General features: G+C 61.7%; 14 protein-coding genes. 6 read left to right on the forward strand and 8 right to left on the reverse strand.

The annotated features are described in order from the left end of the window. Nucleotides 1-69: 69 nt before the first annotated feature. The 4 genes from recF to rpsT all read right to left on the reverse strand — a co-directional run bounded on the left by recF (nt 70) and on the right by rpsT (nt 5,712). Nucleotides 70-1,218, reverse strand: coding sequence for a DNA replication/repair protein RecF (gene recF / locus LPB73_RS26710; protein ID WP_231078745.1), 1,149 nt, complete (start codon nt 1,216-1,218; stop codon nt 70-72). 206 nt (nt 1,219-1,424) lie between these two features. Further along, a complete protein-coding gene (gene dnaN, locus LPB73_RS26715) occupies nt 1,425-2,543 on the reverse strand; it encodes a DNA polymerase III subunit beta (protein WP_089263411.1) in 1,119 nt (372 codons plus the stop codon). A 243-nt stretch (nt 2,544-2,786) separates the two neighbouring features. Continuing rightward, entirely contained in the window at nt 2,787-4,220 is a 1,434-nt protein-coding gene (gene dnaA / locus LPB73_RS26720; protein ID WP_089263412.1) for a chromosomal replication initiator protein DnaA, read from the reverse strand. A 1,225-nt stretch (nt 4,221-5,445) separates the two neighbouring features. Then, nucleotides 5,446-5,712 (reverse strand): 30S ribosomal protein S20, encoded by a 267-nt coding sequence (gene rpsT, locus LPB73_RS26725; RefSeq protein ID WP_068729934.1) that lies wholly within the window; start codon nt 5,710-5,712, stop codon nt 5,446-5,448. Nucleotides 5,713-6,067: 355 nt separating this feature from the next. Between rpsT and LPB73_RS26730 the strand changes: the two genes are divergently transcribed. The 4 genes from LPB73_RS26730 to LPB73_RS26745 all read left to right on the forward strand — a co-directional run bounded on the left by LPB73_RS26730 (nt 6,068) and on the right by LPB73_RS26745 (nt 9,262). Then, a complete protein-coding gene (locus LPB73_RS26730; protein ID WP_068729932.1) occupies nt 6,068-6,382 on the forward strand; it encodes a hypothetical protein in 315 nt (104 codons plus the stop codon). Between the two features lie 184 nt (nt 6,383-6,566). Further along, the gene (msrA, locus tag LPB73_RS26735; protein ID WP_120287555.1) at nt 6,567-7,223 is read left to right on the forward strand and encodes a peptide-methionine (S)-S-oxide reductase MsrA; all 657 of its coding nucleotides are present in this window, start codon (nt 6,567-6,569) and stop codon (nt 7,221-7,223) included. A gap of 183 nt (nt 7,224-7,406) precedes the next feature. Then, entirely contained in the window at nt 7,407-8,033 is a 627-nt protein-coding gene (locus tag LPB73_RS26740) for a polysaccharide biosynthesis/export family protein (RefSeq protein WP_093757687.1), read from the forward strand. Between the two features lie 227 nt (nt 8,034-8,260). Then, a complete protein-coding gene (locus LPB73_RS26745; protein WP_231078747.1) occupies nt 8,261-9,262 on the forward strand; it encodes a Bug family tripartite tricarboxylate transporter substrate binding protein in 1,002 nt (333 codons plus the stop codon). A gap of 162 nt (nt 9,263-9,424) precedes the next feature. On the opposite strand, the gene LPB73_RS26750 is transcribed toward LPB73_RS26745, so the two are convergent. Beyond that, entirely contained in the window at nt 9,425-10,096 is a 672-nt protein-coding gene (locus LPB73_RS26750; RefSeq protein ID WP_231078748.1) for a dienelactone hydrolase family protein, read from the reverse strand. 75 nt (nt 10,097-10,171) lie between these two features. Further along, nucleotides 10,172-10,513, reverse strand: coding sequence for a hypothetical protein (locus tag LPB73_RS26755; RefSeq protein ID WP_093757685.1), 342 nt, complete (start codon nt 10,511-10,513; stop codon nt 10,172-10,174). Nucleotides 10,514-10,727: 214 nt separating this feature from the next. Between LPB73_RS26755 and LPB73_RS26760 the strand changes: the two genes are divergently transcribed. Continuing rightward, nucleotides 10,728-11,822: an HD-GYP domain-containing protein gene (locus LPB73_RS26760; protein ID WP_089263417.1), complete on the forward strand. Its 1,095-nt coding sequence runs from the start codon at nt 10,728-10,730 to the stop codon at nt 11,820-11,822. A 12-nt stretch (nt 11,823-11,834) separates the two neighbouring features. On the opposite strand, the gene LPB73_RS26765 is transcribed toward LPB73_RS26760, so the two are convergent. Both LPB73_RS26765 and LPB73_RS26770 read right to left on the reverse strand, forming a co-directional pair. Then, nucleotides 11,835-13,427 (reverse strand): AMP-binding protein, encoded by a 1,593-nt coding sequence (locus LPB73_RS26765; protein WP_231078749.1) that lies wholly within the window; start codon nt 13,425-13,427, stop codon nt 11,835-11,837. Between the two features lie 122 nt (nt 13,428-13,549). Then, complete coding sequence (locus LPB73_RS26770) at nt 13,550-13,963, reverse strand: VOC family protein (protein ID WP_231078750.1); 414 nt, start codon at nt 13,961-13,963, stop codon at nt 13,550-13,552. Nucleotides 13,964-14,106: 143 nt separating this feature from the next. Here LPB73_RS26770 and LPB73_RS26775 point away from each other — a divergent pair, with 143 nt between their 5' ends. Beyond that, entirely contained in the window at nt 14,107-15,096 is a 990-nt protein-coding gene (locus tag LPB73_RS26775; protein ID WP_184512391.1) for a Bug family tripartite tricarboxylate transporter substrate binding protein, read from the forward strand. Nucleotides 15,097-15,232 lie beyond the last annotated feature (136 nt).

Consider the following 15,232-nt stretch of genomic DNA (forward strand, 5'->3'; position numbering starts at 1 on the left):
TGCCCACAAGGGCAGCGACATTATTTGCGCGGGGCACTTAGAGTGAGTTGTAGGAGGTGTTGCTTTGGTTCAACCGGCCGGCTGGCACCGCGCGATATGCCCATTGGCGACGTCGAAAATCTCGCCGGATGGGCCGATATCTGCGAAAGCAACAGGATCGGCGCCGGTCATCCAAACCTGGGCGCCCAATTTCGAGAGTTCGCCGAACAGCGACTTGCGCCGATCAGGGTCGAGATGGGCGACGACCTCGTCAAGTAACAAGAGCGGCGTGATGCCGGTCATCTCGGCGACCAGCGTAGCGTGGGCGAGGATGAGCCCGATCAACAGGGCCTTCTGTTCGCCGGTGGAGGCATCGCGCGCCGGCATGTTTTTCGGCGCATAGATCACCTGCAGATCGGTGAGATGCGGGCCGTCGAGCGTGCGGCCGGCGGCGGCATCACGAGGGCGACCATCGCGCAAGATCTGGCGATAGCGATCTTCGACCGCTGTGGCCGGTTCATTGACCATCGCATTCTCCATCCAGCCGTCGAGCATGATGAGTGCGGATGGAAAGGCTGAAGCTTCGCCGCGCACGCGCAGCATCTCTGCGAGCCGCGTTGCAGTCTGGCCGCGTGTCGCGGCAACGGCGACCGCGAGTTCGGCGGTCTCGCGCTCGATGGCATCGAGCCAGTGGGCGTCGCTGTTCCGGTCTTCGAGCAAGCGGTTACGTGAACGCAGGCTACGCTCGAGTGCCGAGACGCGACCGGAATGATCCTTGTCGATGGCCAGCACGAGGCGGTCAAAGAAGCGCCGGCGCTCGGAGGCGGCGCCCATGAACAACTGATCCATCGCGGGTGTCAGCCACACCATGCGCAGGTGATCGCCAAACGCTGCGGCAGAGCCTACCGGCTCACGGTCGATACGACAGCGTCGACTGGTGGACGCACCTTCTGCCGCGGGGGCATCGATGCCGGTGCCGAGTGTGGCGAGACCAACCTCACCCTCGACTGTCGCCGACACGGCCCAGGAACCGTCGCCTTCGTTATTCGCAACGTCTTCGAGTGTCGCGCGGCGCAGGCCGCGGCCTGGCGACAGAAACGAGATCGCTTCGATGCAATTGGTCTTGCCGGCGCCGTTCGGACCGACGAGGGCGACCATATCCGCCGACGTCTCCAGCGACGCCGCGCGATAGCTGCGGAAATTGGTGAGCGACAGGCGATGGATGCGGGAGGCGGTCATTCGTGAATATGGGACTCAGCTAAAGTCGTCGCAACGAACCGCGCCAATCTCCGTTGTCATCCCCGCCGAGTGCGCCGAAGGCGCATGCGGGGCGGGGATCCATAACCACGGCCGGCATAAAACGGCAGAGTCGTGGTTACCTGGCTGCAACTAGTTCTTCGGAGGCTATGGGTCCCCGCTTTCGCGGGGACGACACCTGAAGGAACTCACACCCGCATCGGCATCAGCACATAGAGGGCGCCCTTGGCGTCCTTGTCCTGCACCAGCGTCGGCGAACCGGGATCGGCGAGGCGCAGCACGGCGACTTCGCCTTCGATCTGGGCAGCGATGTCGAGTAGATAGCGCGAGTTGAAGCCGATATCGAGCGCGTCGGAGGCGTATTCGACCTCGAGCTCTTCCGTCGCGCTGCCGGAATCCGGATTTGTCACCGACAGCACGAGCTTGCCTGCCGACAGCGCGAGTTTCACGGCGCGGCCGCGTTCGCTGGAGATCGTCGAGACGCGGTCGACTGCGTTCTCGAAGTCCTTCTTGTCGATCACCAGTTCCTTGTCGTTGTTCTGCGGGATTACGCGGCCATAGTCGGGGAAGGTGCCGTCGATCAGTTTCGAGGTCAGGACCACATTGCCAAGCGTGAAGCGGATCTTGCCCTGCGACAGTTCGATGGTGATCTCGGCTTCCAGATCCTCGATCAGGCGCTGCACTTCACCGACCGTCTTGCGCGGCACGATGACGCCCGGCATGCCGTCGGCGCCCTTGGGCAGCTTGAGGTCGATCTGTGCCAGACGATGACCGTCGGTGGCGACGGCACGCAGGGTTGCCGCGGTCGCGGTGCCGGCGGCGTGGAGATAGATGCCGTTGAGATAATAGCGGGTCTCTTCGGTGGAGATCGCAAACTGCGTGCGGTCGATCAGGCGCTTGACGTCGGATGCGGGCAGCGCAAACGAGTGCGTCATTTCGCCGGCGGCGAGATCCGGGAAATCATTCTCCGGCAGCGTCTGCAGCGTGAAGCGCGAACGGCCGGCGCGGATCGCCATCACCGAGCGGTCGCCATCGGCTTCGAGCACGATCTGCGAGCCATCCGGCAGTTTGCGGACGATGTCGTAAAACATATGCGCGGGCACGGTGGTGGAACCGGCGGTGCCGACTTCGGCGGCCAGGGTTTCCGTGACTTCAAGGTCGAGGTCGGTGGCCTTTAGCGACAGCCGGGCATTTTCGGCGCGGATCAGCACGTTTCCCAGGATCGGAATCGTGTTGCGGCGCTCGACCACGCGATGCACGTGGCTCAGCGACTTCAGGAGTTGCGCGCGTTCGACGGTGACCTTCATAACAAAACCCGCCCGATTCAATCCGGTGTCGTGTGGAAATGCCTGGCGGCCCGAATGGGCGCCGCAGCGATGACACCCGCAAGCTCGATCAAGTGGATTTTGCTCAATCCCGCGGGGGACCGCAAGGTGGCGTGGATGGCCGGGAAGCGCAAGAGAGATGCGCTTCCGGCCCCCAATGTTTTGACGGTTAACACCCTCGTCCTGCCCCGACGCACGCTTTGGCGCGTCGGGGGCGGGGAGGCTTTACTCCTGCAGTTGGCGCTTCAGCGTCTCGACCTCATCCTGCAAGGCCACGTCCTTGCCGACCAGCGCCTCGATCTTGCGTACGGCATGCAGAACCGTGGTGTGATCGCGGCCACCGAAGCGGCGGCCGATTTCCGGCAGCGAGCGCAGCGTCAGGGTCTTGGCCAGATACATCGCAACCTGACGGGGGCGCACGACATTGGCGGTGCGGCGCGACGACAGGAGGTCGGACCGGCTGACATTGTACTGACGCGCGACGACACGCTGGATGTCCTCGATCTTGATCCGCTTCGGCTCCTGCGGGCGGATCAGGTCGCGCACTTCGCGTTCGGCCATTTCCAGCGTCACCGGCGTGGCGTTCAGCTTCGAATGCGCCAGCAGGCGGTTGATTGCGCCTTCGAGATCGCGGCCATTGTGGGTGATGGTGCGGGCCAGATAGTCCAGCACCGGTTCCGGTACGTCGAACGAGGCATGATGTGCACGGGCCGCCGCAACGCGCGACTTCAGGATGCCCAGGCGCAGCTCTTCGCCGAGCGAGCTCATTTCGACGACGAGACCGCCGGCGAGGCGCGAACGCACGCGTTCGTCAAGGCTTTCCAGATCCGACGGCGGACGATCGGCGGCGATCACCACCTGGCGGCCGGCATCGATCAGCGCGTTCAGTGTGTGACAGAATTCGGCCTGCGTAGTCTTGCCCTGCAGGAACTGCATGTCGTCGATCACCAGCACGTCGATGCCGCGTAGCGCTTCCTTGAAGGCGAGCGCCGTCTGCGTCTTCAGCGCAGCGACGAAGCCGTACATGAACTTCTCGGCGGTGAGATACAGCACCTTGCGGTCGGGGCCGGAATTGCCAGCCCAGGTCACGGCCTGCAACAGATGGGTTTTGCCGAGGCCGACGCCGGCATGGATGTAAAGCGGGTTGAACATCACCGGATCGCCGCGGCGACCTTCGGCGACCTGACGCGCGGCAGCATGGGCCAGCGTGTTGGCGCGGCCGAGCACGAAGCTCGCAAAAGTCAGGCGCGGATCGAGCGGCGAGCCGCCGAGTGCTTCATGGCTTGCGGACACCGGAGCGGTGGCCGTAGCGCGGAGTTCGGGCGCGGGACGGTTGTTGAACGTCTCGGTGCGGCGCGCTTCGGTCGGCGCTGCGGCTTCCTTGTTGGCGGGCGCAACGTTGCGCATCGCCGAACGCACGGTGAGATCGACGCGATGAACTTGCGGCATCTCGGCCTGCCAGGCGTTCAGCACGCGCTCGGCGTAGTGGGCCTGGATCCAGCTCTTCAGGAATCGGGTGGGTACCGAAAGATGGACGCTGTCGTCCTGCACGCTTTCGAGATCCATCCGCGCGAACCAGCTGGAGTAAACGTCTTCGCCAACCGTCGACCGCAGCCGACCTTTCACGCGAGACCAGTGATCCTGTTCCATATTAGCCATTGTCAGAGAACTTTTCAGATAGAGTGAGTGTCCGGCACAACGCTGCCGATGAATGTCCGCGTATGGAGACGCGGTGCGACCTCGTGTGACGCGTCGTCTTCGGGCACAGCTCCGCCAACGGCCATCCGGCCGAGGTCAGATCAGTGATGTCGAAGAGGACCTCGTCGCGAGGTCAGCGCGTACTGGAGGGTCTGTCGGGAACGTGGGCGGAGGTGTGGGTCGCCGTATCTGAACGAGACGCAGATCGCGGTCGCTGGAATGCTGTCGTGGTCGATTTGCGCATAAAGCCTCCCCCGCTCACCGCGGTCGCTCGCGGCAAGATGTCAGTTCACATGTGGTTCAAAGTCAGTCCGCAACGCTGAACATCGAAACTCGTTCAGTCGTATTCCCGTATCGTCGTCTTGCCCGCTCGCCTGCCCGCTTACTTCCGCACCGTCAGCTTTGCTGGTTGCGATTGGCCGGTGCGCATTTCTTTTCAAAGCATCCGAACGGATACCCGAGAAATTTCGACACAGAACAACCCTTCCCATATTGCTATGGGCTGCGATCCGATCAAAGCTTGGAAGGTGTCGCTAACCTGAAGACCGTCGCTGATCCTAAGGTCCGTCCTGGTTCTTAAATCGCTCTGATCTGAAGAACCGCGGGCGCCGCGAGTGATTAAAGAAATACAGCACGCCCGGTTTCTCGCAACGGAATCATTTTTCAGGTGCCCCGCAAAAGCCTCACTTGCGCAGCCCGGAACACCTCGTGATTTTTTTGACGATGCGTCAAGGTTTTGAATCAACGCGCTGAATCGTAATGTGACAGTGCCGTTGCAGATTCGATCCAGCGAAAAAAGAAATTCATAATTCATTTACGAATGAAGGGGCCGAGTCCGCGTTTTCAAACTGGTCCGCTTCGCTATGCCGATAAGTGATTAGAGCCGCGCGTTTTTTTCTGTGCGTTGAGTCAGGGTAACCCTAGACATCGGACTCGCGCTGGCGGCGTGGCGCTGTTGCTTTTTCAGAATCACGCTGACGCAAGCGATAACGCGGATTGGCACTCGGTGTGATGCGTTGTGCGTTCCGGCTGTGCCGTTGAAGAGACATGACGAGACGCGCATCGCGCAAGCGCGCGGCGGTCTTTGCGCTTCATCAGAATTTGTGACGCGATAGCGCGAACGCATTGCGGCATAAAAAAAGCCCGGCGTGAAGCCGGGCTTTTTGGAAAGAATGTTGTCGTCAGATTACTGCGCGAGCTTCGCGATCTGATGGACGAGACGCGAGACCTTGCGGCTTGCGAGATTCTTGTGAACGAGGTTGCGCTGAGCAGCCTTCATCAGTTCGGGCTCGGCGAGCTTCATCGCCTTCAGCGCCGCTTCGCGGTCGCCGCTCTTGATCGCCGCCTCGACGGTGCGGACTGCACCGCGCATCTGGGTGCGGCGGGACTTGTTGACGATGGTGCGGCGGGCAATCTTGCGCGTCGCCTTCTTGGCGGAGGTCGTATTGGCCATATCTCACTATCCTTCAGCAGCGTCCCGTCTCGGGCGCCGGGCTGATTGACGTCTGCCGCTCGACTGCGGCCAACGCTGATCTGTTTCCGGGGTGTTCCTGAAAATGCTATCCCCGGAGCGGCAAAGCTCACGCGTTTCGAAACTCACGGGGCGCGCCGCTCAAAGAACAGCGGCGGCGGGATTGCGCCCACCGCCATTGGCGCTCCTTATAGAGTGCCCGATTTCCACCGTCAACGCCTTCCGGCTGCGCCTTTAGACGAAAAACAGCCGCAGAGTGGCGGTTAAGTTGCTGATGAGGTTGAATTTCTCGGGTTTGCCCGGTATTGCCGGGGGTGAGAGCGATGAGGGGATTCGGATGATCCGCGGGTTTTTCCGCCTGATAGGGCTGTTATTGCTGGCCGGTGGGTTCGTGTTCCTGGTCTATGATGGGGCGCGCTCGATTGCCGATCAGGCGCTGCGGCTGACCCGGCTCGGGGAGTTCTGGAACGACATCAACCAGGCCAGCCAGCGTTCCTTCCAGGCGATGGTCGATGCAAATGCGCCGTTCCTCAGTGGGCTTCTCAAATTGCTGCTCAACCAGCCGGCCTGGGCCGTCATGGGCGTGCTCGGCATCGTGCTGATGCTGTTGTTTCGGCCAAGCAAGCCGTTGATCGGCTATTCGCGGAATTGAACGGCGCTCGACGACGTAACACACCTGCCGTTTCCCTCGTAGATACCTATATTGCCACCTGAGATACGCCGCGCGGCAGGAGTGAATCCGGTTCTGCCTCGCGGGTGCTGTTGGCCCCCAGATCTGCGTGTTCGTCCAGCGAACCGGAGTCCACTTCGTTCGCGAGCGCGCCGGGAGATGATCCATGCTTTTCATGCGCAAGACCGCTGCATTGCCGACCGCCGCCGAAGCACTGCCCGGTCGCGATACGCCGATCCCCACTGCCAAGCATCACTTCGTCAATGGCAGCAACATCCAGCCGCCCTATCCAGAAGGAGTTGAGCGGGCGGTGTTCGGGCTCGGTTGCTTCTGGGGAGCCGAGCGCAAGTTCTGGGAGCTCGGCGACGGCATCTATACGACCGCGGTCGGCTATGCCGGTGGCTTCACGCCGAACCCGACCTATGAAGAGACCTGCTCGGGTCGCACCGGTCATACCGAAGCGGTGCTGGTGGTGTTCGATCCGAAGAAGATTTCTTATGAGCAGCTCCTGAAGACGTTCTGGGAAAGCCACGACCCGACCCAGGGCATGCGTCAGGGCAACGACATCGGCTCGCAATATCGTTCCGCGATCTACACCTTCAGCGATGCACAGCGCGATGCCGTCGCAGCGTCGAAGGCGGCGTATCAGAAGGCACTGTCCGCGAAGGGCCTCGGCGCCATCACCACCGAGATTGCGCCGGCCGGGAAGTTCTACTTCGCCGAGGACTATCACCAGCAGTATCTGGCAAAGAATCCTGGCGGCTATTGCGGTCTCGGCGGCACCGGTGTGTCGTGCCCGATCGGGGTCGGCGTCACGGCCTGAGCTGACCACGGCTAAGTGTAGATAAACAACGTCAAAAGCCCGCTTTCGGAGCTCCCGAAGGCGGGTTTTTTGCTGCCTGATGGAAGGCCATGACAACGGAATTTTAACCATAAGAGGCCAAAACCGAGGCTGCCTCTATGAGGGATATGTCCAGTGTCGTCTGCCCGCGCGTTTCGTCTGCCCATGATTGTCGCGGTTGCCGCGCTGGCTTTGTCCGGCTGCATGCGGAGACCGGGTCCTGTTGCAGTGGTTGCGCCGGCTGCCGATCTCGACACGCTCGCTTACGGTCGCCCGGGTTACGGGCCGGCAGCAGTGCCGGTTGCTTATGCTCCCCCGGTCTCGACCTATGATGCGCAGTACAAGCTCGATGCCGGCGACAAGCTGCGCGTCGTGGTTTACGGCCAGGAAGGTCTCACCAATTCCTACGCCATCGATGCCGGTGGCGCGATTACCATGCCGCTGATCGGTCGCGTGCCGGCGCGTGGCATGACGCCCGCTGCCCTGGCTGCGAGCATCACCGGCCGCCTGCGCAATGGCTTCATTCGCGAGCCGTCGGTGGCTGTCGAAATCGAAGCCTACCGTCCGTTCTTCATCCTCGGTGAAGTTGCTGCTCCTGGGCAGTATCCCTACGTGCCCAATATGAGCGTCGAGAGCGCGATCGCCATTGCCGGCGGCTTCTCGCCCCGCGCCAAGCGTGATGAAGTCACGCTGACCCATACCACCGTCGAGGGCTCGTACCGCGCCGTGGTGCCATTGGGCACGCCGATCAATCCCGGTGATACGGTGCTGGTCAGTGAGCGCTGGTTCTGATCGCACGCATCGATCGCGGTCATCACCTCACACGCGATTTTCTCCGCTTCACAGAATAGACGCGCTTTCCCGCGATGAAATTGGCTGCGATGTATCGGCGCATTGGCGTCAGGATACGCGTTGCTCTGTATCAGAATCGTCTCCCGCCCTGTAGCAATGATCAAGCGAGGCCAACTCGCTGAAATGCGCCGCCATGCCGGCACATATGGATATCAGGGGGAGAAGAGATGAAGACCAGTCCGTCGGTCAACGTGATGCGCGGCGTCACTCTGGCAGCCATCGGGGCGCTGGGAGCGGCGCTGTCTTCGCAAGCATTTGCGCAGACCGCGCAATCCTATCCCGATCGGCGCATTACTTTCGTCGTGCCCTATGCACCCGGTGGTGCCACCGATGTCGCGGCGCGCCTACTGGCGCAGAAGCTGCAGGAGTCCTGGAAGCAGACCGTCACCGTGGAGAACAAGCCGGGCGCCGGTGGCGTGATCGGCAACGATTTCGCTGCCAAGGCTCCGGGCGACGGCTACACGGTGCTGATCGCAATCACGCAGATCATCCAGGCGCCGAGCCTGATGTCGAAATTGCCCTACGATGCGTTCAAAGATCTCGCGCCCGTCACGCAGGTCGCGATCTCGCCGATCGTGCTCGTCGTGCCCGAAGCGCAGCCGATGAAGTCCGTGAAGGAACTGGTCGATCTTGCCAAATCCAGTCCCGGAAAATATCCGTACGGCACTTTTGGCAATGCCACGACGTCGCATCTTTATGGCGAGCTTCTGAAGAAGAACACCGGCATTGATATGACCCATGTGCCGTATCGTGGCGCCGCGCCGCTCTTGAACGACTTGCTCGGCAATCAGGTCACGGCGGCCTTCCTCGACTTCACCACGGCCGGTCCGCAGCTCGAAGCCGGCAAGATCCGTCCGCTCGCGGTGGGCGGCGAGAAACGCAAGCCCAAGCTGCCGAACGTGCAGACCATGGCCGAACTCGGCTATCCCGGTTTCGAGGCTGAAGGCTGGGTCGGCGTCTTCGTGCCAGCAGCGACGCCGAAGGACATTGTGAGCAAGCTGTCGGCCGAGCTCGGTCGCATCATCAATTCGCCGGAGGGGACCGCCGGCCTGCAGGCGGTCAATCTCGTTCCGGTCGGAGACAGCCCCGAATCTTTCGAGAGGAGCCTGCGCCGCGATTTCGATCGCTGGGCGACGGTGGCAAAGACAGCGGGCGTGAAGGGCGAGTGATGTTCCAATCTCTCCCGACTGGCAGGGAAAGATCGAGGCTGCTCCCTCTCAGTCGTCATACCCGGGCTTGACCCGGGTATCCAGCTTTGCCCAAGCGCCTGTTGGTGCCGCAAAGGTGGATTGCGGGGTCAAGCCCGGCAATGACGTGGAGAGGGCGGCGGCTTACTTCAGATGCTTCGCGAGGAACGCGAGGCTCCGTTCTCTCGCAACATCCGCGCTGGCTTTGTTGTAGCTGGCGCGCTGATCGCAATTGAAGCCGTGTTCGGCACCGTCATAGACGAAGATCTCCACATCCGGCCGCTTGGCGCGGATGGTCTCGACGTCCGACAGCGGAATGCCGTGATCCTTTTCGCCGAAATGCAGCTGCGTCGGGACGGTCGGCTTGTCGTCGGCAAAGCGCACCACGGCGCCGCCGTAATAGCCGATGGCGGCGCTGAGGCCCGTCAATTTCGTGGCGGCGGCGAAGGCAACGCTGCCGCCAAGGCAGAAGCCGATGATGCCGACATTGCCGATATCCCCAACGGAATCGATCGCGGCCTGGGCATCGCGCAGCATCGCGGGCCAATCCGGATTAGCAACGAACTTGCGCGCGATGGCGATTTCCTCGGGCGAATAACCGGACTGGAAGTTGGGTTCGGTGCGATCGAAGATCGACGGCGCCACCGCCACATAGCCTTGCACAGCGAAGCGATCGCAGACCGTGCGGATGTGGTCGTTTACGCCGAAGATCTCCTGGATCACCACCACGGCGCCCTTGGGCTTGCCCTCAGGCTGGGTGCGGTAGGCGCCGAGTTTGAAGCCGTCAGATGCAGTCAGCGTGATGTCTTGTCCCACGAGGTATTCCATATCGTTGTTAAGGGGTGAGGTCTGTTTGGCGCGGACGACAGCACGGGTCTACTCACAAAGCGGCTACTGCCACATCCAATGCCGGCCCCAGTCGCCCTTCCAGCCGGTCAGGCGTCCCTTGCGAAACTGGAGATAGAGGCGGTCGCGGCGGTCGAAGAAGCCGCTGCCGCCGAAGGTGCGGATCGCCAGATAGATCTCATCGCCCGGTCGGCCGCTGACATAGGTTAGCGGGGTGCCCAAGATACGGGCGGCGTCATCCGCCGCCATCCCAAAAGCCAGCGGGGTGGCGTTCGAAAGGGTTGCCGTGAATGGCAGATCGGGCCTCGTCCCGGCGGGCTGCCCGTGGGCTGGAACCGTGACGGCGAGGGCGGTCGCGACGCCGAGGATGAACCTGATGGTCTTCATGGCGCGATTGTTTTCCGGATCGGATTCCGGCGCAAGGCGGCATTGCTTAAAGTTTTCGCGAAAGCCCTAACCGACTGATAGTGCTATCCGCCGGAATGAAACCTTCCGGGGGACGATCAGGAAGCATTAACAATACCCATTAAGCTTCAAGAACCCTGTTCCAAGGTATGTATGTCCTGCTTGCGGCCCGTTCGCCGCAATAGATCGAGGGCATATGACCGCTTCAGTCAACCAATCGCCGGCGCGCCGCCGACTGCTTCTGGCATCGGACCGCAGCGATCACAGCAGCGAACTCGTCGATATCCTGCAGAAGGTCGGCGAAGTCGATGTTGTCCCAACGTCAGCCATTCCGGAGACACCGCCCAGCGAGCTGTCGGGTATCGTGGTCGATATCAATCTGCGTTCGGCAGAGGCCGTGCAGCGCGTGCGCAACAAGCTGCGCCACAAATCCTATGAAGCGATACCGCGCCTGTTCGTGCTGGCCGACTCGCTGCATCACGGATCCATGCAGGCCTGGGCGCTCGGCGCCACCGATACGATCGCGCGGCCGTTCGATGCACGTGGCATCATGCAGCGTATTCGCGCGGCATTTCCAAACCCGCATGACGAGGACTTCTCCGCACGCGGCAAGGCGCTGAATCGCGGCGTCGAGGCGGCGCATGCGGTCATGGTCAAGATCTTCGAGAAATTGCCGGCGGGCGTGCCGCTCACCTTCAACGACGTGATGCAGGCAGAGAACCAGATTCTGAAGGCCATCAAGCGTACATCGCTGCGCGAATGGCTGGCCGCAGTCGGCCGTCATCACAATCACAGCTATCGTCACTGCCTGTTCGTGACTGGTTTCGCGGTGGCCTTTGCGCAGCATCTCGGCATGCGCGACGAAGATCAGCGCCGTCTCACGCGCGCAGCTCTCGTGCACGACGTGGGCAAGGCGTTTATCCCGGTGTCGATTCTGGACAAGCCGGGCAAGCTCACTGAGGACGAGACGCTCGAGATGCGCAAACATCCGCGTCTCGGCTTCGAAGCGCTCGTGGCGCAGGGCAGTTTTCCGCGCGAGATGCTCGACGTGGTGCTGCATCACCACGAGTTCCTGGATGGCAGTGGTTACCCCGATGCGCTGGCCGGCGACCAGATCAGCGACATCGTGCGCCTGATGACCATCGTCGACATCCACGCGGCTCTGGTGGAGCGGCGCGCCTATCGCATGGCCTTCACGCATGCCAAGGCATTCGAGATCATGGAGCAGATGGGCGACAAGATCGACCAGCAATTGCTGCAGGTGTTCCGCCCGGTGGCGCTCGGCGCGTAAGCGCCGTTCGCCTCAGGCCAGCAGCTTGCGCAACTCGGCCTTGGCGACTTTCTCGAGAGTTGAACGTGGCATCTCGTCCACGAAATGGATTTCGCGGGGCACTTTGAAATCCGCCAGCCCGCTCTTGCAGGCCGCCATGACATTGTCATGCAGCGCGGGTGGCGCCTGCGCCACGCCGGCATGCGGGATGATGAAAACCACCGGCACTTCATCCAGCATCGGATGTTTCTTGCCGACGACGGCCGCCTCGCGAACGCCGGGCACCGTGATGACGACTTGCTCGATCTCGGACGCGGCAACGTTCTCGCCGCCAACTTTCAGCATGTCCTTCGCACGGTCACCAAACTTGATATAGCCGCGCTCGAGTAGCGTGACGCGGTCGCCAGTGATGAAGAAGCCGTTGGTGTCGAAACTGTCTGAGGTCGCAGCTTCGTTGTGCAGATACTCCTTGAACAGCGACAGGCCGGGAATGCCCTTGATCGTAAGATTGCCAGTCTCACCCACAGCAGTCGGCGTGCCGTCGTCGTTGGTGACGCGGATGCCATATTCGGTTGCGGCGCGGCCGATGGCCATCGGCGTGTTGGGCTGATCGACCTCGCCGATGATGCCGTGAGTAATGGTTTCGGTCATACCCCACCAGCCGATGATCTTGACGCCGAATTTGGCGAAGGCCGGCGGATCGCAGAACGACGCACCCCACAGCCGGAAATGATGCTTCGGCACGTCGTGCTCGAGCAGCGCCTTCATGCAGAACGGGATGGTCGACAGCCAGGTGGCGCGATGTTCGAGCGCCACGTTCCAGAACCGGCGCGCGGAAAAACGCGGCTGAAGCACGAGGGAGGCACCGACCCACAACGTCGCCAGCATCGAATAGGCCAGTGCGTTGGTGTGGAACAGCGGCAGATAGGTCATATGCGTATCGAACGCATGCAGGTCCTGATGCGCAGCATTCACCTTGCCGCCCCACAGCGCATTGGCATGGGTCCACAGCACCGCTTTGGGCCGCGATGTGGTGCCTGACGTATACTGGACGCTACAATGCGCCCAAGGGTCGACCGGGCGTCGCGGACGATCGGCGCTGTCAGCGAACAGGGATTCGAACCGCTCAGCCTTGCCCACTGCATGGCCGTCGGCCGACGCGCCGGCGTTGTGCGACGTCACCGCGATCCAGCGCAGTTTGCGGCAATTTGCGACGACGAGCTCGGCATAGGATGGCTGGGTGATGGCGGCGACGGCGCCGCAATGATCGGCGAAATATTCGATCTCCGCAGCCGACGAGCGGGTATTCGTGGTGACGGCGATGGCGCCGAGTTCGACGCAGGCGAACCAGGCCAGCAGCATCTCGACGCAGTTGTCGAGATGGATCAGCACATAGTCACCCTGGACGATGCCGCGTTGGGCAAGGCCTGCGGAAAGTGCCCCGACGCGCTCGTGAAACTCGCCATAGGTCCATGGCCGCGCCGGCGCATCGAATGGCGACCAGATGATGAAAGGGCGATCGCGACGCGTCTCGGCGTGCATGCGCAGCAGCCACGGCACGTCCATGCCGTCGAACGGGCCGATCGAACCGGGAATCATGGCGGGATTCGTCGCGGGGTGGGGCATGCATCCTCCGTCGAAAGCCGCCGGAGCGACCGCTTACGCGGGTGCGGCTTTCTTATTCTTGTTTTTACGGAAGATGTTGTGCCATCAGCGGCAGCGGTGCGCAAACCGCAACGCGTGCAGGATCAGCCTATTTCGTAAGACGAAATTTCAATCAGGCTCCCATCGGGATCCCGGCAATAGACCGAGCGCAAGGTGCCGCGCGCGCCCTGTTTGGCCACCGGGTCTTCCTCGATAGCAACATCGCAAGCGCCGAGATGCGCAACCACGGCGTCGGGCGGTGATGCAGTGAGAAAACAGAGGTCGTCGCTGCCGGCCATCTCATGATCCGCCGTGAACCACTCGACCTTATCGGCGCCGATCGGCCGCAGATTGATCTTTTGCACGCCAAAACTCACCGATGTGCGCGGTAACTTTCCCGGACCGGGATCGAACACCCTCACTTCCATGCCCAGGACGCGTTGATACCAGGTGGCTGAGCGCTGGACGTCAGTGACATTCAGGACGAGATGATCGAGGGCCGTGACGGTGAGGGACATGAAATGGTCCTTGACGTTTCTTTGGGCTGGTGCCGCAGTAGTGTCGCACTGGTCGATAGTTGAATTGTTTGGTAGATACGGCCGTTGTCAATTCAACACACGCTGACCGCGCGCAAAGTTGCGGCAGCCGGAGGGAATAAAATATGACGTCACGTCGTGCCGCGATCGGTCTGATTGCGCTTGGCTTTTCTGCTTTTACTGCAACCGCTCTTGTTCCTGTCAGCTCGGCGCTGGCCGTGGATTATCCGACGCGGCCGGTTCGCTTTGTCGTCGGCTATCCTGCTGGCGGTGCAACCGATATTCTGGCTCGCCTGATCGGGCAGAAGCTATCCGAGCGAACCGGCCAGCAATTCGTCGTCGAGAACAAGCCGGGCGCCGGCAACAATATCGGCACCGAATCTGTCGTGAATGCAGAACCCGACGGCTACACCATCCTGCTGGTCAATCCGGCGAACTACATCAACGCGACGCTTTATGGGAAGCTGAGCTTCAATTTCGTGCGTGATATCGCGCCTGTCGCCGCCTTCCATCGCACCGCCAATGTGATGACCGTCAACAAGGACATCACGGCGAAGACCGTCGGGGAATTCATCGCCTACGTGAAGGCCAATCCGGGCAAGGTGAACATGGCGTCGTCGGGCAACGGCACCTCGGTGCATCTGTCCGGCGAGATGTTCATGATGCTGTCAGGCGCCAAGATGCAGCATGTGCCCTATCGCGGTGCTGCGCCAGCGATCACTGACATGCTCGGTGGTCAGGTCCAGGTAATCTTCGACAACATGCCGTCAATCATCCAGCATATCCGCTCGGGCAGCCTTCGTGCGCTGGCGGTGACGACCACCGACAAATCGTCGCTGCTACCCGATGTGCCGACCGTCGCGGAAACCGTGCCGGGTTATGAGGCCAGCGCCTTGTTCGGCATGGGTGCGCCGAAGAAGACGCCGCCGGAGATTATCGCCAAGCTCAACGCGGACGTTAATGCGGTGCTGGCGGATCCGGCCGTCAAGGCCAAGCTGATCGATCTCGGCGGCGAACCGCTGATCGGACCGCCAGAAGCGTTCGGTAAGATGATCGTCGCGGAGACCGAGAAGTGGGAGAAAGTGGTCAAAGCCGCGGGCCTTAAGGTCGAATGAACCCATGCGGCACTATGGTGTCTAACCCTTGTGATGACGACAGCGTAAGCGCGTAATCACAAGACCGGGATGTACCGGAGCTTGCGGGAACGTTCATCCGCAGGCTCTGTTGCTTTCTGGGGATGTCACAGGACCG

The sequence above is a fragment of the Tardiphaga sp. 37S4 genome, from assembly GCF_021044645.1.
Taxonomy (GTDB): domain Bacteria; phylum Pseudomonadota; class Alphaproteobacteria; order Rhizobiales; family Xanthobacteraceae; genus Tardiphaga; species Tardiphaga robiniae.

Coding starts and splice junctions, on each gene's coding strand:
- LPB73_RS26730 (WP_068729932.1), top strand. CDS start 6,068: ATGATCCGCGGGTTTTTCCGCCTGATAGGGCTGTTATTGCTGGCCGGT.
- rpsT (WP_068729934.1), bottom strand. CDS start 5,712: ATGGCCAATACGACCTCCGCCAAGAAGGCGACGCGCAAGATTGCCCGC.
- LPB73_RS26775 (WP_184512391.1), top strand. CDS start 14,107: ATGACGTCACGTCGTGCCGCGATCGGTCTGATTGCGCTTGGCTTTTCT.
- recF (WP_231078745.1), bottom strand. CDS start 1,218: ATGACCGCCTCCCGCATCCATCGCCTGTCGCTCACCAATTTCCGCAGC.
- msrA (WP_120287555.1), top strand. CDS start 6,567: ATGCTTTTCATGCGCAAGACCGCTGCATTGCCGACCGCCGCCGAAGCA.
- LPB73_RS26770 (WP_231078750.1), bottom strand. CDS start 13,963: ATGTCCCTCACCGTCACGGCCCTCGATCATCTCGTCCTGAATGTCACT.
- LPB73_RS26760 (WP_089263417.1), top strand. CDS start 10,728: ATGACCGCTTCAGTCAACCAATCGCCGGCGCGCCGCCGACTGCTTCTG.
- LPB73_RS26740 (WP_093757687.1), top strand. CDS start 7,407: ATGATTGTCGCGGTTGCCGCGCTGGCTTTGTCCGGCTGCATGCGGAGA.
- LPB73_RS26765 (WP_231078749.1), bottom strand. CDS start 13,427: ATGCCCCACCCCGCGACGAATCCCGCCATGATTCCCGGTTCGATCGGC.
- LPB73_RS26755 (WP_093757685.1), bottom strand. CDS start 10,513: ATGAAGACCATCAGGTTCATCCTCGGCGTCGCGACCGCCCTCGCCGTC.
- dnaN (WP_089263411.1), bottom strand. CDS start 2,543: ATGAAGGTCACCGTCGAACGCGCGCAACTCCTGAAGTCGCTGAGCCAC.
- dnaA (WP_089263412.1), bottom strand. CDS start 4,220: ATGGCTAATATGGAACAGGATCACTGGTCTCGCGTGAAAGGTCGGCTG.
- LPB73_RS26745 (WP_231078747.1), top strand. CDS start 8,261: ATGAAGACCAGTCCGTCGGTCAACGTGATGCGCGGCGTCACTCTGGCA.